This window comes from Acinetobacter sp. WCHA29 (assembly GCF_002165335.1).
Classification (GTDB): domain Bacteria; phylum Pseudomonadota; class Gammaproteobacteria; order Pseudomonadales; family Moraxellaceae; genus Acinetobacter.
This window is the reverse complement of sequence record NZ_NHRQ01000013.1, coordinates 66004-82207: the sequence shown is the minus strand read 5'-3', so window position 1 is coordinate 82207 and position 16204 is coordinate 66004. Positions and strand designations below refer to the sequence as shown.

The following is a 16204-nucleotide window of genomic DNA, read 5'->3' as shown; positions in this document are numbered from 1 at the left end:
GCAGTTAAAGTTGTTTTACCATGGTCAACGTGACCAATTGTACCCACGTTTACGTGTGGTTTATTACGTTCAAACTTAGCCTTAGCCATTTGATTTTCCTCGTTTACGTCGACACCAGTTTAGAGAAAAACAACCCTGAAAAACTTTCTTTATCGACATTCGCCTAAAAAACTAGACACCCAATACTTGAAAAGCAGACTATAATAGTCTGCTTCTTTAAAAATTTTGTAGAAATTCTACTAAGCTGTATATCTGGAGCTCTTATCGAGATTTGAACTCGAGACCTCTCCCTTACCAAGGGAGTGCTCTACCACTGAGCTATAAGAGCGACATCTTCGATGGAGCGGGAGACGAGGATCGAACTCGCGACATGCAGCTTGGAAGGCTGCCACTCTACCAACTGAGTTACTCCCGCATGTTGGTACTTACCACTTCAATCGAAGTTAGATGGTGGTGAGAGAAGGATTCGAACCTTCGAAACTTTCGTAGCAGAGTTACAGTCTGCCCCCTTTGGCCGCTCGGGAATCTCACCATATCACACTTACACAGTGCTGTTCTTTACGCTATACTACCGCACTTTAAGATGGTGCCGGCACACGGATTCGAACTGTGGACCTACTGATTACAAGTCAGTTGCTCTACCAACTGAGCTATGCCGGCTCTTTCTTAGTGTTTCGTACGTTTCGTATCGGAACGGTGTGCAGTTTAGCAAAACTCTGAATCGATGCAAGTGGTTTTTTCAAAAAAACCGTTAAAAACTCATAAAATCAATCCGTTTGATGATAATTCAACCGCTTTGATCACTGCGCGAGCTTTTATTTGGGTTTCATTCCACTCTGATTCAGGGTTTGAGTCTGCAACTAAGCCTGCCCCTGCCTGTACATAGACCTTTTTATCACGAATCACACAGGTACGAATCGCAATCGACATGTCCATTTCACCATGCCAGCCTAAATAACCTACAGCACCACCAAATACACCACGTTTAACTGGCTCTACTTCATCAATAATTTCCATAGCGCGGATTTTTGGCGCGCCTGAAAGGGTTCCAGCAGGAAAGGTTGCTTTAAACACATCTAAAGCATCCACGTCATCACGTACTTCACCCTGCACATTAGACACGATATGCATGACGTGAGAATAACGCTCAATCACCATACGATCAGTCACTTGCACTTTACCAATTTTAGAAACGCGACCAACATCATTGCGACCCAAATCGATTAGCATGAGATGCTCAGCAATCTCTTTTTCATCTGCGAGTAAATCTTGTTCCAAGGCAAGATCTTCTTCCTTGGTTTTACCACGTGGTCGTGTTCCAGCCAAAGGACGTACTGTTGCAATACCATTTTCTAAGCGTGAAAGAATTTCTGGCGAAGAACCCACGATATGAAATGGCTTTTGATCTGTGAGCGTTTGTCCTTGCACCAGAAATAAATACGGCGATGGATTGAGATGGCGTAATGCACGATAAACTTGTAAAGCCTCACCATCAAAGTCAGACACCATACGTTGACCAGGCACAACCTGCATCACATCGCCTGCACGGATATACTCTTTTACTTTCTCAACGGTTTCTAGAAACTTTTCTTTACCCGTAATGGATTCGAAATGTGGCGCAGTATGAGGTTTCGCTTGTAAGCTGACAGGCGTAGCGAGCAACTGTTCAAGTTGATCCAACTTCTGCTGAGCCGTCTTATAGGCATCAGGCTGACTCGAATCTGCGTGATGAATTAAAAACAAAGTGTCCTTTAAATTATCAAACACAATCACGGTTTGAGACAACATTAACCAAAGATCTGGCAACGTCACAGGATCAGCCGTGGGAACGTTTCTAAGTTTTGGTTCGATATAACGTACCGCGTCATACCCCAAATACCCAACCAAGCCACCAGTAAAACTTGGTAACTCAGGCAATTCAACTTGGGTTGGCACTTTAAATTGACTTTGAAAATCACGGATATACTGAAATGGATCAGCGCAGTCTTGCTGACGAAGCGAGCCATCAGCTTGCTGAATGGTCAATACACCTGCATTACAGGAAAAAACAATCGACTCCCCTAAACCAATCATTGAATAGCGCGCCCAATTCTCACCCCCTTCAACAGACTCAAAGAGATAAGCTTGTTTTTGTTCTTTAAAACGTGCAAAAACAGAAAGTGGGGTTTCTGTATCGGCTAAACGTTGGCGATACACAGGAATGGTGTTATAGCCTGCTGATTTTAATTGCTCAAATTGTACTAAGGTCGTCATGAATCTTCTCTATGGTTTTAATTTCTGTGCGTTTTTTCTGTAGTGCCTTCTCAAGCCCGCCATCGAAAAACCATAACAAACCTCATGCTTGTCTCCTGACTAAATCATCTTCTATCAATTCTGCCAAACTATCGACCACTTGCTGTGGCTGACAGTCATAGATACTTTCCCCATGATTATAGCCATAGCTGACCACAATACAATCAATACCTGCACGTCTAGCGGCTTCCACATCATTACTCGAATCACCGATCATCAAAGTTTGCGAGGCTGTAATATTTTGTTGCTGCATACAGTGTAAAAAAGGCAAAGGGTGAGGTTTACGTTCAGCTAAACTATCACCACCAACCACCATCTTAAAATATGGGCTTAACTGCAAAATATCGAGGATACCTTGCGCTAAATGCTCTGGTTTGTTAGTTACGCAAGCCATCGTAATATTATGCTGTTGGCAGTAATCCAAAAATGGTAAAACACCTTCATATACTTTGGTGTTTACACATAATTCTTGTTCATAAATCTCAACAAAAGTATCAAGCAATTGCTTCTGCTGCTGGGCATCAATCTGCCCAAACAAATGCTCCAAGACAGTCTCACATAGTTTAGCCGCACCTTTGCCTACCCAAGCTCGAATCTGCACCTCTGTTACCAATGGTAATGCCAGTTTTTCCAAACTTAGATTCATTGCTCGATATAAATCAGCCGCCGAGTCCACAAGCGTCCCATCTAAATCAAATAAAATTAAACTTCGTTGTTGTAACTGAGCAACAGACATAGATTTCGACTCAAGAAATAAAAAGGCACGCCCATATGGGCATGCCTTGATTGTAAAAGGTTAATATAATTATTTAAAGAATAACCAAGCAATCACAGCTAAAATGATGAGTACAACAATTGAAATTAAACCAATCGATGCATTTTTTTGCTGTTCAATTTCTTGTTGAACACGAGAAATAGGTTCTTCAATCGCAATCGGCTGCTGTTCAGCAGCAGCATGAACATCAATACCTTCAGGAATTGGTGCTGGTTTTGGAATTCCAACTTGTTGTGGCATACCATCTCGATTAATCGAAGTCTCCGCAGCTCGCTCTGCAAGCGTTGGCATACCCGCATCGTGATTCGTTGCCGCTACTGGCTCAACTTCAATTTCAGGTAAATCAGCCTTATAACGCTCAGGAGCAAGAATCATAAATATAAAACTGGCAAACTGGAGCATATCCCCATCATGCAATTCTATTTCCTGTTCCTGCTCAACACGCTCACCATTCACAAATGTTCCATTTGTAGACTTTAAATCTTTTACCCAAACATGGTCATCTCTAAACAGTAATGCAGCATGTTTTCGTGAAATATCCTTGAGCTGCAACAAAATTTCAGCGTCCTGATCCCGCCCCACCAGCATGTCACGCTCAATACTAATCTCTTGCCCTGTAAATTCACCTGTAATGGCTTGTAATTTCCAAGTCATAGATGTTTATCCTTATCATAATTTCTTTCAATCATAACATTGTGACATAAGCGCTTCTGTGCATCTACTGTGAAGACGCAGGACGAGTCGTCGTGGTTGTCACTGTATGTTTACTGCGTTCAGTTGCTTTGGCTGGAAGCTGCACCGTTTTTCGTTGTATTTGAGGCTCAACTACAACGACAGGCTTTGTGATAACCACAGCCTCTTTTTGTGTTGTTGTTGGAACTTTTTGGTATGGTGAGCTACTTACCGCAGGTTGTGGGCGATAAATATCCGCAACATTTTCAGGTAATTTTGCAAAATTACCATTTTTATCCATAGACAATTGGAGACTGTATAGCTGGTTATAACGTTGTTGAGATATACGTTGCACATCCTCAGCATCACCCACTATGGTTGGATGGATAAATACAAGTAAATTACGTTTTTCATTGCCACGACTATCTGAACGGAACAAACGACCAAGATAAGGAATATCCCCAAGAACAGGCAAACTTTGACGACTAACATCAGTCTGATCGGTAACCAAGCCACCTAACACGACTGTTTGTCCATGATCTGCGAGGACTGAAGTTTTAATCGCTCGTTTACTTGTCACCAAGTCAGCAGCCTGACCCTTACTATTTTCAACGTTTGAAACTTCTTGCTCCACTTCAAGTCGAACAGAACCACCTTCACCGATATGAGGGATCACCTTTAAAGTAACACCCACATCTTTACGCTCAACAGTTGTGTAAGGATTCACCGTACTGTTTCCAGTCGTCGCAACTGACCCTGTTACAAATGGAACATTCTGCCCTACGACGATATACGCTTCTTCATTATCCATAGTCACGATGGATGGTGTAGACAATAAATTTGATTTTTTATTTTCTTTTAGCGCTTGGATGAGAGCACCATATAATTTACGAGAGCCATTCGCACCTTCTTTGTAGTCACCCAGAATAATGGATGAACCTGTACCAAGTGCTGAACCAACGCCAGCCGCCCCACCTGTTAGATAACCTGCTGCGAGCTTAGAAATACTAGAGCCAACATTCGAAAAGTTAATTAATCCAACACCGCTATTGAGATCACCTAAAGCCCATTGGACACCAAGTTGATCAGCATCACTACCTACAATTTCAATAATAGCAGCCTCGATCAAGACTTGCTGACGTCGAGTATCTAATTGCTGAATGGCTGCCTCAATTTCACGCATCAATTGCGGATCAGCTTTAACAACCAAAGCATTTTGAGTGCTATCTGCAATAATACTCACACCAGCACTATTAAAGCTTGTAACACCACTATTTTGGCTATTATTACTGCTATTGTTAAGATTAATTGACGGCGTGGAAATTGAAGAAGTTGAAGTTCCCGTCGATGAACCTGAATTTTGGTTATTTGAAACTAGATTGCTAATTGAGTTCGATTTACTAGCACTAGAATTTGATGAGGACGAAACTGACTGCCCTGTGACTAAACCTTGTAGAATTTCAGCTAAGTTCTTGGCACTCGCATATTTTAAACGGAATACTTTCAAACCACCCAAGCGATCTGCCGATGGAACATCGAGCATTTCAATCATCTGGCGTAAACGTTTGCGTGAATCAGGATCACCCTTAATTAAAATACGATTGGTTCGATTATCTGCAATAATTCGCACACGCGAACCAATAAAATCTTTCGAGGCACCTGTTGCACTCATGGTTTCGAGCAAACCAATAACTTCTTCAGCCTGACTTGATTGCAAACTGATCGCTTCAATATCATTTTGCCCTGTACCATCCAAATTACGAATAATATTTTCAAGTTGATAAATATTCGTCGCACGATCTGAAACGATCAAAGCATTGGTGCCAGCCACAGCAGCCAAATGTGCAAATTGCGGCATCAATGGTCGTAACGCAGGAATCAAATCATTTGGGTTCGTGTTTTGCAACCAAATGACACGAGTAACAATTTGATCCCCACCTGCACGACTTCGAGCATCGTAAGGAATTCCTGAGTTTTTAGCATTGCTGTCAGGAACTAACTTGACCGTATTACCTGATGGAAGTGCAACCACACCATTAACATTCAACACGCCTAAAAATAGGTCATAGACCTCATCTTTATTGAGAGGTTTATTGGAAATAACAGTAACGTTCCCGCGCACACGAGGATCAACTGCAAAGTTCTTACCCGTAATATCAGCGACTTCATTAATAAATGCTGTTAAATCCGCATCACGTAGATTAATCTTCCATGTTTGTGCTTGCACATTGGTACTGATGGTCGCAACCAAAGGCGCGGCAGCAAGTAATGCCCAAAGTGGACGTTGATGATTCAAGAAAGCCATAACCTGCACTTATTCCTAACTAATGTGATGACGTGTTATCACTAAAAACTTTGTTGTATGGTCATCACTTGATCACCACGTTTTATTTCTATTTTGGCATGTCCTTCACGACGTACTTGCTCTAATAATTGCACTTCGCTAAGACCCTGCCCGACTGTCTGACCGTTGATCGATAGAATACGATCACCAGACCGCAAACCCAAGGTATTTTTTAAATTCGTTGGTGTTCGATCTGAGATTTCGTAACCGTCTGAACCACCACCACTCACTCCCATATTTTTTAAATACTGCTCACGATTTTCCTGCATTTGTTGGATCGCTTGTCCCAGCGCAGATTGTGATGAGTTTTGAGCAGGCGCAGATGTTTGAGGTGTTGCAGCTTGAGGGTTTAATACAGGGGCAATTGGCTGGTATAAACCATTATCTAAACCCTTAAATTTAACTTCTCGTGTTGCACCATTATCCTGCTTCAGAATGACATGATCCCAATACACTTCCGCCAGTTGATAGGAAGTTGAACCGATGGTTTCACCAACACGATAACGTTCAGCAGTATCGTTTAATTTAATAACCGCCGATGACAAATAGCTTGGATAACCCAACAATACGCCCTGCAACTCCACATTGAAATTATCTTGTGCTGTCGTAGTAGCAGGTTCATTAAATAGTGCAAAAGAACTAATATTAGGAACTTGCGCCTGTTGTGAACCCAATGCAACACGATCAAACTGCATCGGCTGAGGTGGAGCCACAACCAACCAGAATAAAGAAGCTAACTTCCAACACAACCATAAAATGAGTAAAGCTAGGATAAAAGCACTTGTTTTATCGAATTGCTGCCAACGAAACTGCTGTAGTTTTTGTGCTATTGTTTTCATTAAAAACCACCTTGCAACAATGGTTGGCGAGAACTAATCACGTAAGTGTCGAGTCCCGCTTTACCTTGATAAGATGGTACATTTAATAACATCCGCTGTGTCAACTGAACATCGAGCATAAGATTCGGGTCTAAACTTAGATTCGCCATTTTCTGACTTTGCTGATCCCGAACATCTATTTGCAATTGTCCATTTTCATCTTTCATTTCCGCAGTCAATGAAGGCATATTCATACGATCTTGGCGTTGACCAAAGGTATAATTCAATTCACCACCACCCCAGTGCAATTTACCTTCAGTTGCAGTAAAACCTTTTTCTTTTTGATAATTAAACTGTACATCTTTAAGTTGAATTGAATTCTCAGGCCACTGCCAATTGGCAAAATACTTTAAAGTCTCAGGTGCAATTTCACCTTGCAAATCTTTGATCAAAATCTTTTGACCTAAACCGTAACCAAAAATACCATTAAATTGGGTGTTCCCACTGTGAATATCGAGATTTGCGCCAAGACGCAACATTAATAAATCTAAAGGGCGGGTTTTCCAATGTACAGAACCACGTAACTGACCTTTTTGCCAATCCGCTTGTCCCTGCCAAATATTGCCGCTAACATTATGTAAGATTTGATTATCTTTAGAAAATTTCGCAATTAACCATGTTGCTGGAATTTGTAAAATAATAAAAATTAAAAATGCAAAAATGGCGAAAACCCACCACTTCCATTGTTTGGTATTTTTCTTCATTCCACCCTTACCAAATGCACAAATTATCATCCTTTTAGAGACACTAGCCCCTGAATGACATTATGCATACTTTTTCAACATCGCCAATTCTCTCATATAAAAAAACCAAGCTTTTTAAGCTTGGCTTTAATGAAGCATAGAATCATCGTATGACAGAACAATGACGAGTAAAACTTGCTTAGATTAGAAAATCTTCAAGTTTTGCGCCTTTCTCTAATTCAGCAACTAACCAACGTGGCTGTTTACCACGACCAGTCCAAGTTTCTTCTGTATTATTTTTATTACGGTAGCGTGGTTCTACTGCTTTGCGCGTTGTCTTCTTACGCTTTTGCTCACCTAACTCTAATAACTCTTCAACACTAAAACCAACTGCTTCAGCTATTGCAATAATTTCATTATAAGCATCTTCAATTGCTTGATCTTTTTTGCTTGCGATTAAAGCTTCCGCTTCTACCTGTAAACGTTTTAAGTCTTCTACAGATAAATCACTAATATCTGGTTTCATTAGAACCACTCCAACTCAAAAGAAATATATCACTCAAAATAAAAAAGAATTCAAAAATTCTATTTCCATAGTAATTTATATACAATTAAATAATCAATATTAAATTAGTCAACTTAATCACAATATAACCATAAATCATCTTATATTTACAATAAAACAAAAAAAACTTAAGTGCATTTGATTAAATCCATTGTATTAAATTTTTTTAAAATGATGAAATAATTTTTAGAACCTGATGAATATTAATTTTACCTTAATTCTTGATGCTTTCTATAGGTTGAATTTCATATAACAAATCTAGACTATCTATGAATTAATTCACAAAATAAAAAGATAAGTTATATGAGATTAACGCACTCAAAATAAATATAGACATAATAGTCTTTATAAAATTATTTTAATGCAAGATTATTTCCAACACTTTGTTCAATAGCAATAATATTTTTTTTAATCAATTCAGGAATAGCTAGTTTATTGGATGTTACTTTATCAACACAAACCATCACTGCCTCTCCTGTTGCAACGATTTGGTTTTGTGTTTCACTCCATAAACTATAATGCATTCGAAAAGCACTATTTCTGAGCTCCTCAATACGTGCACCAATATGCAGCACATCAGGATAAAATACTGGCTTTAAATATTTACATTGACTAGAGGCTACCACCGTCACTATATCTTGATCAAATATATTTAATGCCATTAAATAAGCAATTCGTGCACTCTCAATATAGCGATAATACTGCACATTATTTACATGCCCAAAAGCATCCATATCACCCCAAGCAATTGTTTGTCGATGTACAACAGGATAGACAGACAGTTCTTTCATATCTCACTCATATCTTAAAGTTTAAAAAATTAACATCATTTTCAAAGATTAAATTCAACTGCCTGATCAAATCCAGATTATCTCCAAGCGTTGATTTAATCCGCAAATAGCTCATTAATATATTATCAGGATATAAAATTAATAACTGCTCAGCTTCTTCTAAACGTTGAGTTGCAACGTAAATATGCCATTTTGCAAAGGTCAACATTGGAACACTCGTGTAACGCTGTTCTAGCTGAATAATACGTTGCTCAACATAGCTATAATCGGGAATTTGCTTCAGTAGTTGCTGTTGGAACCAAAGATAAAAAACCTCTGGATCGAAATTTTCTTGCAATAAATGCAATGCAAGGTCCTCATGCTGCAATCCCATTTCTGGCATACGTGCCAATAATTTTAACCACAAAACCTTACTACTATATGGTCGTGCTTGAATTTCATTCTCTAGAGCAATATACCGCTGTTGCAGTGCAGCTAAATCATCCACAGATGCTTGATCAAACTGTATGAGTAATTGTTGCAACCAGAGATCTCGATGTTCTGCACTTAATAAACCATGCTGAATTGATTGTAAAAATAACCAAGGCTGTTGTAAGGCAAGTTTGCCCCACAAAACAGTAATGCGTTGTTGATAAGCAGTTTCAATCTCAGCCAACCAAGGTGAAAGTTGATGCTGTTCAAGGAATTCTAAATGGGTTAATGCTTTTTCTGTTTCATGTTGTTCTAAGAAAATATCGATCCGCTGTAGTTCTGCCAGCTCAAAGGCCATCGGTGCTGATTTCTCTAGTTTCTGCAAAGCGAGTTGATAGTCACCATTTTTATAATCAAATTGTGCATCAACAATATTACTCAGCAATCCTGATTGAGCAAAAACACGCTCAATAAATCCCTGCTGTTCTTTTGCCGCATCAAGCAGCCAGACTATACCGAGCTGCTCATATGGATGTAGATCTTTAAATTGTAAAATATTTTCTTTCTTACGCTGTTCTCGCGCAAAATATCTGCGACTCACAAACCATAACAACTGTGCGAATAAACTAATCACAATAAAAAGTGCGATTAAGCCCCATAAACTGCTTTGGAACTGCCAATCGCGCCAGTAAATATAAACATAGCCATTACCGTAGCCATAGCTCAGCATGGCAAACATAGCAAAAAATAATAGACTTACAAGTAAATAAATGAACACCAGTTGTTTCATAATTACATTACCCCAGTAAACCAAGGGTCGTTAATTTAGGTGTCGGAATAACTGAAAGATTTAACAGCTTTTCTAATTTTTGCTTGATCATTTGACTGTTTTGATCAGGTAAAATTGAGAATAATCGAATTATCTCTTGAACGGATTTGCGATACTCAGATGCTTGTCCTTGATGTAAGGCTTGTGAAGCAAGAAGTAAACGTAACTGAGCTTCTTTTAAAATGAGATGGCGATTGATTAAATCAGGCTGTGTACGCTGCACCTTTTCAAATTTGAACCAAGACCACCATGAAGAGGCTTCAGCTTTTTGCATTTTAATAGCTGGGTTATGCACTTCTTGTAAAAGCTTTTGATCCAATTGCTGCAATAAAGTATCAATCTGTTGCTGCTGTTGGGTTTGCATAAGCACATAATGTTGAATAGCTTGTTTATCCTGTTCAATCGCTTTCGTCAAACTATGCTGTAAAGCAGGAGAAACCGTATATTGGACAATATGCTGCTGTACTTGATTTAATTGATCAATCGCATAAATGAACTGTTGTTGATCTATTGCGAATTGAACTAACTGTAATTGCTGTTTGATTAATATAACAGGCGCTACACCCGTGACCATACTGGGTAAGCTCGAAGCTTCTGAAGGGTCAGATAAATGAGCATCTTGTAATTGTCGCTGCACAGCGACAAATTGATCATTCAGCAAAGAATAACGTTGCTGCTGCTGTGTAAGCTGTTGCTGGAGTTGAGGAACGATCTGAGAATATTGTGCTACGTCATAACTAAGTTTGGCTAACCATAATAAACTTAGTAATAAAATCAGGTAAACAATCTTTCTCATATACGTCCTTGCCAAGTACCGATACGTTGAATAATCTCTGATATAGATAAATTATCAAGCTGAATAATGTTAATCTCTTGATGTGTTTGCAACCGTGCATTTTTGAGTAGCTGTGCTAAACGCTCACCTAGCGCCAAATATATCCATTTCGCATCTATATTATTTTGACCACAAAGCTGCTGCCAATTATTCCAACTCGCTTCACTACTAATCAACACCATAACAGGTTGACTTGGCATTATTTTTTTTAAAATTTTTGGAAAAAGCGTAACACTTTGAATTGGGCATTGGCGACGATAAAGAACAAAATTAAGAATCTCGACACCTTGCTGTTGCAACTGCTGCATCATAAACTGCCGCCCCCCAAGACCACGCCAAAAAGCAACTTTATCCAAATGTACTTGTTGATTTAATATTGGAAGCTCTAGCATACCTTCCGAATTTTCAACCTCAGGGATGTGGCTGTCTATGTCAAATTTTGCGAGTGCTTGGGCAGTTGCTTGACCCACTGCGATCCATTGCACATGCTTAAGTTGATCTAAGGATATCTTTTGTTGTTGTAAATATTGCATACCGACATCAACAGCGGTCGGGCTGACAACAACAATAACTTGCACCTGCTCAAGTTGCTGATACAGTTCACGTAAATGCCCCGAAAAAGGTTCAGCTACAAGTTCCAACAATGGCAGATTGATAACCTGATGACCCACTTCCAACAATGCTTGCGTTAAGTTCACAGCACGATCTTCAGGGCGCGTATTAATAAAAAGCATTAATAAAGCGCTTTTAACAATTCACCTGCACCTTGCTCCAATAAGCATTGTGCAAGTTGTTCACCTAATTGTTCAGCATCTTCTGAAGTTCCAACCAATTGTTGTTTTAGTAAGATTTTTCCATCAACACTTCCCACACGACCTTCTATGCTGAGCTGATCATTGGCTAAAGTTGCATATCCTGCGATTGGAACTTGACAACCACCTTCTAGATAGGCATTAAACGCACGTTCTGCACGCACACAAATTGAGGTTTCTTCATGCTGTAATGGTTGAATGATTTTTAATAATTCCACATCATCTGCACGACACTCTAAGCCCAATGCACCCTGACCAACAGCAGGTAAACTTAAAACAGGCGCTAAACAATGACGAATTCGATCTGCCAAACCTAAACGCTTTAATCCTGCACTGGCTAAAATGATCGCATCATATAAACCATCATCAAGTTTTGATAAACGCGTCCCCACATTGCCACGTAAGTCAATAATCTCTAAATCAGGACGTATTTGTAAAATCTGGCATTTGCGACGCAAACTAGATGTACCTACTTTGGCACCTTGAGGTAACTCATCAAAACTTTGGTAATGATTCGAAACAAAGGCATCAAGTGGGTCTTCTCGCTCACAAGTCACAGCGAGCGTTAAACCTTCGGGTAAGTGCATTGGCACGTCTTTCATTGAATGGACCGCCAAATCAGCGCGACCCTCTAACAAAGCAGCTTCCAGTTCTTTAACGAATAATCCTTTACCACCAATTTTTGCCAAAGGTGTATCTAGAATTTTATCACCTTGCGTCACAAACTTAAGCAACTCAACCGTTAAATCTGGATAAAGCGCATTTAAACGGGAGCGAATATGCTCCGCCTGCCAAAGTGCAAGAGGGCTTTGTCGAGTCGCAATTTTTAAGGTCTTCATAAATTCAAGTTAAGCATGGATCAAAACAATTGTTTCAAACTTAACTTGCTCATCTAAAATTGCAAGCAAAAACTGATTTTTCATCTGACTTAAGCTCAATATTTTATAATTGATGCATACATTCTCTTAAGCTTGGTAAATGACGGCGACTTACAGATAAGCGTTCATCCAGCTCACGTAATCTAACCTGATACTGACCAGCCGCAATCAGTTCCAACCGTTCTAAATAATCAAGAGAAACTAAAGCATTACGATGAATTCGAATAAAACGATCTGAAAACTCAGATTCTAGATCTTTTAAAGTTTCATCAATTAATACACTGCCATTCCGATGACGCACAGTGACATATTTCTGATCTGCTAGAAAATAGTAAATATTCTCTATTGGAATAAGTTCGACCCCGCGATAAGTTTTCGCAGCAATTTGATGGCGTTGAGTTTTAGTATCGTACATATCGTCTTGTTGTTGTAAACCAGTCATTTGTGCTTGTGTAAGTTGCGTCAGACTATTGAACACCTGTTGTAAATCTTGTTGTGCAATAGGCTTGAGCAAATATCCTTGTGCTTGAAACTTAAACGCTTCCAATGCGTGTTGATCATATGCCGTACAAAAAATAATAGCTGGACGAGGGCTAAGATGACTGATCTGCTCAGCGCACTCCAATCCGTTCATTCCAGGCATTTGAATATCTAATAGAACAACATCGGGCGAATCATTTTCAATATGGTTTAACACATCCTGCCCATGATGCGCCGTCGCAATCACCTCATGACCCATTTGGGTCACTAAACGTGACAAACGCTCTACTGCGAGAGGTTCATCATCAGCAATCAGAACTTTCATCCTCTCCTCCTTGTCACCGTTAACTTCATCCGTCATTTTTTATGGTTAACTTAACTTATTATTTTACTCGATAGTGATAACTTACCACCGTGGTATATAACGATCCCCCCCCATAAACCTGAAACTTCACTGTCTGTCCGTAATAGGCTTTTAGACGTTGCTTCACATTGTCTATTGCAATACCATTCCCTTGTCTCGATTTTATTGTATCGTGAGAATAAGGGTTAGTAATGACTATACTGACTTGATTTTGCAATATTTCAACCAATACACTAATGGTTGAGGGCTGTAAAACTTTTTCTACCCCATGAAAAATACTATTCTCTAGCAAAGGTTGCAATGTTAATAATGGAATCGTGACTCGTTTTAATTCTAAAGACGTCGCCTGTATGTTCCATTCTACCTTTAAACGCTCTCCTAAACGTAATTTTTCAATACTTAAGTATTGCTGACACAAGTCAATTTCTTCAGCCAAACTCACCAATTTCAATTCTTGAAAACTGGCGCGGAATAATCGTGATAAGTTAATCAACATGTTTTCTGCTTTGTCAGGATCAATTGAAATCAAACTCACGACGCTATTTAAACTATTAAATAAGAAGTGAGGATGAATACGTGCTTGCATGGCTTGAATCCGCGCATTCAGCTCACTATATTGCTGATTCATCCATTGCTCTCGCATATAGAGATAACGCAAACAGAAAGCACCAAGCAAGATGCCATACCCCAAATGCAGACTTACACCTTGAAATAATATATCTTCAGAAAAACTATTTGTTGATGAACCCCAATATTGAATTATATTAATGACACACGTGGTAAGTAAAACAATAAGTTGAAGAAAAATAAAACCTAAAATTAACGCCATTTTCTGACTAAATTTAGCAAAAAACTCTTGAAAATAGTCAACAAAAGCAGAAAACGATAAAATTATCCAGTTAATAAAAAGCATGTATTGAAAAACTCGGATACTTTCCACTGCTTGCCAAGAACGGGCTTCTGCAAGTGCGAGTACCATTGCCAAAACATTACTTGCTACAATTAATTCCAATAAGTGTTGCGATTGCCTTATTTTCGTAAAAAAATAGGACCCTGCTGGACTCATTTGACGTGTTTTCGATAACTTCTTGCGTCGAATTTCAGCAACTACGTTTGGATTTGCTATACTCTTTTTTATTTTACTGAGCCGCCATGACCACATCTTCTCAATCCTCTTCTTCAGCAAGCCCTAATCAAACCTCTGGAATGTGGGGCGGTCGCTTCTCTGAAGCAACAGATGCATTTGTTGCAGAATTTACCGCATCTGTTCAATTTGACCAACGTTTTTATAAACAAGATATTGCAGGTTCGATTGCACATGCAACCATGCTTGCTAAAGTTGGTGTACTGACCGAGGCTGAGCGTGATGATATTATCCAAGGTTTAAATACAATCAAGGCTGAAATCGAAGCAGGTAATTTCGAATGGCGTATTGATTTAGAAGACGTACACATGAACATTGAGTCTCGCTTGACTCAACGTATCGGCATCACAGGTAAAAAATTACATACAGGTCGTAGCCGTAATGACCAAGTTGCAACTGACATCCGTTTATATTTACGCGATGAAATTGATGACATTTTAGGTCTATTACTACGCTTACAAAAAGGCCTACTCAGTCTGGCAAGCAAAAATACCAATACGATTATGCCTGGTTTTACTCATTTACAAACAGCTCAGCCAGTAACATTTGGTCATCACCTATTGGCTTGGTTTGAGATGTTGGTTCGCGATACTGAACGCCTTCAAGATTGTCGCAAGCGAGTTAATCGCATGCCACTCGGTTCAGCAGCCTTAGCAGGAACAACCTACCCGATTGATCGCGCATATACAGCCGAATTATTGGGTTTCGAAGCTGTTTCTGAAAATTCGCTTGATGCTGTTTCTGATCGTGACTTTGCCATTGAATTTAACGCTGCTGCATCATTGATCATGATGCATTTATCACGTATGTCTGAAGAACTGATTTTATGGACTTCGGCTCAATTCAAGTTCGTCAACATTCCAGACCGCTTCTGTACGGGCTCATCTATCATGCCGCAGAAGAAAAACCCAGATGTTCCTGAGTTAGTACGTGGTAAATCAGGTCGCGTGTTTGGTGATTTGATTAGTTTATTAACACTAATGAAAGGTCAACCATTGGCGTATAACAAAGACAACCAAGAAGATAAAGAGCCTTTGTTTGATGCAATTGATACCGTTCGTGGTTGCTTGATGGCCTTTGCAGATATGGTGCCTGCACTCGTTCCAAACATTGAAATTATGCGTGAAGCAGCGCTTCGTGGTTTCTCTACAGCAACTGACCTTGCTGATTACCTTGTGAAGAAAGGTGTTGCTTTCCGTGATGCACACGAAATTGTAGGTAAAGCAGTTGCGCTTGGTATCGCTGAAGAAAAAGATTTATCTGAATTGACACTGGAACAGCTTCAACAATTCTGTGATTTGATCGAAGCAGATGTATTTGATAAAGCCTTAACTTTAGAAGCTTCTGTAAATGCGCGTGATCATATCGGCGGGACATCGCCAAAACAAGTTGAAGCAGCCATTACTCGTGCACACACTCGCCTAGAACAGTTATACGCTTAAGGATAAATC

The 16204-nt window shown here is 39.5% G+C and carries 16 protein-coding genes and 4 tRNA genes; 1 reads left to right on the top strand and 19 read right to left on the bottom strand.

All coding sequences use genetic code 11. The features are described 5' to 3' along the window. The 19 genes from CDG59_RS10160 to CDG59_RS10070 form a co-directional block, all read right to left on the bottom strand. Positions 1–89, bottom strand: an 89-nt coding sequence (locus tag CDG59_RS10160; RefSeq protein ID WP_072292276.1) for a GTP-binding protein, incomplete at its 3' end; no start/stop codon positions are given. A 164-nt stretch (positions 90–253) separates the two neighbouring features. Continuing rightward, positions 254–328 (bottom strand) — tRNA-Thr (locus CDG59_RS10155). 11 nt (positions 329–339) lie between these two features. Next, positions 340–415 (bottom strand) — tRNA-Gly (locus CDG59_RS10150). Positions 416–448: 33 nt separating this feature from the next. Then, a tRNA-Tyr gene (locus CDG59_RS10145) sits at positions 449–532 on the bottom strand. Positions 533–584: 52 nt separating this feature from the next. Then, positions 585–660: transfer RNA gene (locus CDG59_RS10140), tRNA-Thr, on the bottom strand. 99 nt (positions 661–759) lie between these two features. Further along, positions 760–2253, bottom strand: a complete 1494-nt coding sequence (gene trpE, locus CDG59_RS10135; RefSeq protein ID WP_005163064.1) for an anthranilate synthase component I — start codon at positions 2251–2253, stop codon at positions 760–762. Positions 2254–2335: 82 nt separating this feature from the next. Next, entirely contained in the window at positions 2336–3028 is a 693-nt protein-coding gene (locus CDG59_RS10130; RefSeq protein ID WP_087545175.1) for a phosphoglycolate phosphatase, read from the bottom strand. A gap of 69 nt (positions 3029–3097) precedes the next feature. Beyond that, a complete protein-coding gene (locus tag CDG59_RS10125; RefSeq protein WP_087545174.1) occupies positions 3098–3721 on the bottom strand; it encodes an FHA domain-containing protein in 624 nt (207 codons plus the stop codon). 64 nt (positions 3722–3785) lie between these two features. After that, a complete protein-coding gene (gene gspD, locus CDG59_RS10120; protein ID WP_087545172.1) occupies positions 3786–6044 on the bottom strand; it encodes a type II secretion system secretin GspD in 2259 nt (752 codons plus the stop codon). 41 nt (positions 6045–6085) lie between these two features. Next, positions 6086–6922 (bottom strand): type II secretion system protein N, encoded by an 837-nt coding sequence (locus tag CDG59_RS10115; protein WP_087545171.1) that lies wholly within the window; start codon positions 6920–6922, stop codon positions 6086–6088. Next, on the bottom strand, positions 6922–7665 hold the full coding sequence (gene gspN / locus CDG59_RS10110; protein WP_005218647.1) for a type II secretion system protein N: 744 nt from the start codon (positions 7663–7665) through the stop codon (positions 6922–6924). Before gspN ends, CDG59_RS10115 begins: the two co-directional genes overlap by 1 nt. 178 nt (positions 7666–7843) lie before the next feature. Continuing rightward, entirely contained in the window at positions 7844–8170 is a 327-nt protein-coding gene (locus CDG59_RS10105; protein WP_005163077.1) for an H-NS family nucleoid-associated regulatory protein, read from the bottom strand. 392 nt (positions 8171–8562) lie between these two features. After that, a complete protein-coding gene (locus CDG59_RS10100; RefSeq protein ID WP_087545169.1) occupies positions 8563–9000 on the bottom strand; it encodes an acyl-CoA thioesterase in 438 nt (145 codons plus the stop codon). Between the two features lie 7 nt (positions 9001–9007). Next, complete coding sequence (locus CDG59_RS10095) at positions 9008–10201, bottom strand: heme biosynthesis protein HemY (protein WP_087545168.1); 1194 nt, start codon at positions 10199–10201, stop codon at positions 9008–9010. 7 nt (positions 10202–10208) lie between these two features. Continuing rightward, positions 10209–11036 (bottom strand): hypothetical protein, encoded by an 828-nt coding sequence (locus CDG59_RS10090; RefSeq protein WP_087545166.1) that lies wholly within the window; start codon positions 11034–11036, stop codon positions 10209–10211. Then, positions 11033–11809 carry a uroporphyrinogen-III synthase gene (locus CDG59_RS10085; RefSeq protein WP_087545165.1) on the bottom strand — a complete coding sequence of 259 codons (777 nt, stop codon included), beginning with the start codon at positions 11807–11809 and terminating at the stop codon, positions 11033–11035. The genes CDG59_RS10090 and CDG59_RS10085 overlap by 4 nt, the downstream gene beginning before the upstream one ends. Then, on the bottom strand, positions 11809–12726 hold the full coding sequence (gene hemC / locus CDG59_RS10080) for a hydroxymethylbilane synthase (protein WP_087545163.1): 918 nt from the start codon (positions 12724–12726) through the stop codon (positions 11809–11811). Before hemC ends, CDG59_RS10085 begins: the two co-directional genes overlap by 1 nt. 103 nt (positions 12727–12829) lie before the next feature. Further along, on the bottom strand, positions 12830–13570 hold the full coding sequence (locus CDG59_RS10075) for a LytR/AlgR family response regulator transcription factor (protein ID WP_087545162.1): 741 nt from the start codon (positions 13568–13570) through the stop codon (positions 12830–12832). A 58-nt stretch (positions 13571–13628) separates the two neighbouring features. Continuing rightward, on the bottom strand, positions 13629–14771 hold the full coding sequence (locus tag CDG59_RS10070) for a sensor histidine kinase (protein ID WP_087545160.1): 1143 nt from the start codon (positions 14769–14771) through the stop codon (positions 13629–13631). Here CDG59_RS10070 and argH point away from each other — a divergent pair. Further along, positions 14762–16195, top strand: a complete 1434-nt coding sequence (gene argH, locus CDG59_RS10065; protein WP_087545158.1) for an argininosuccinate lyase — start codon at positions 14762–14764, stop codon at positions 16193–16195. The genes CDG59_RS10070 and argH overlap by 10 nt on opposite strands. Positions 16196–16204: the final 9 nt, after the last annotated feature.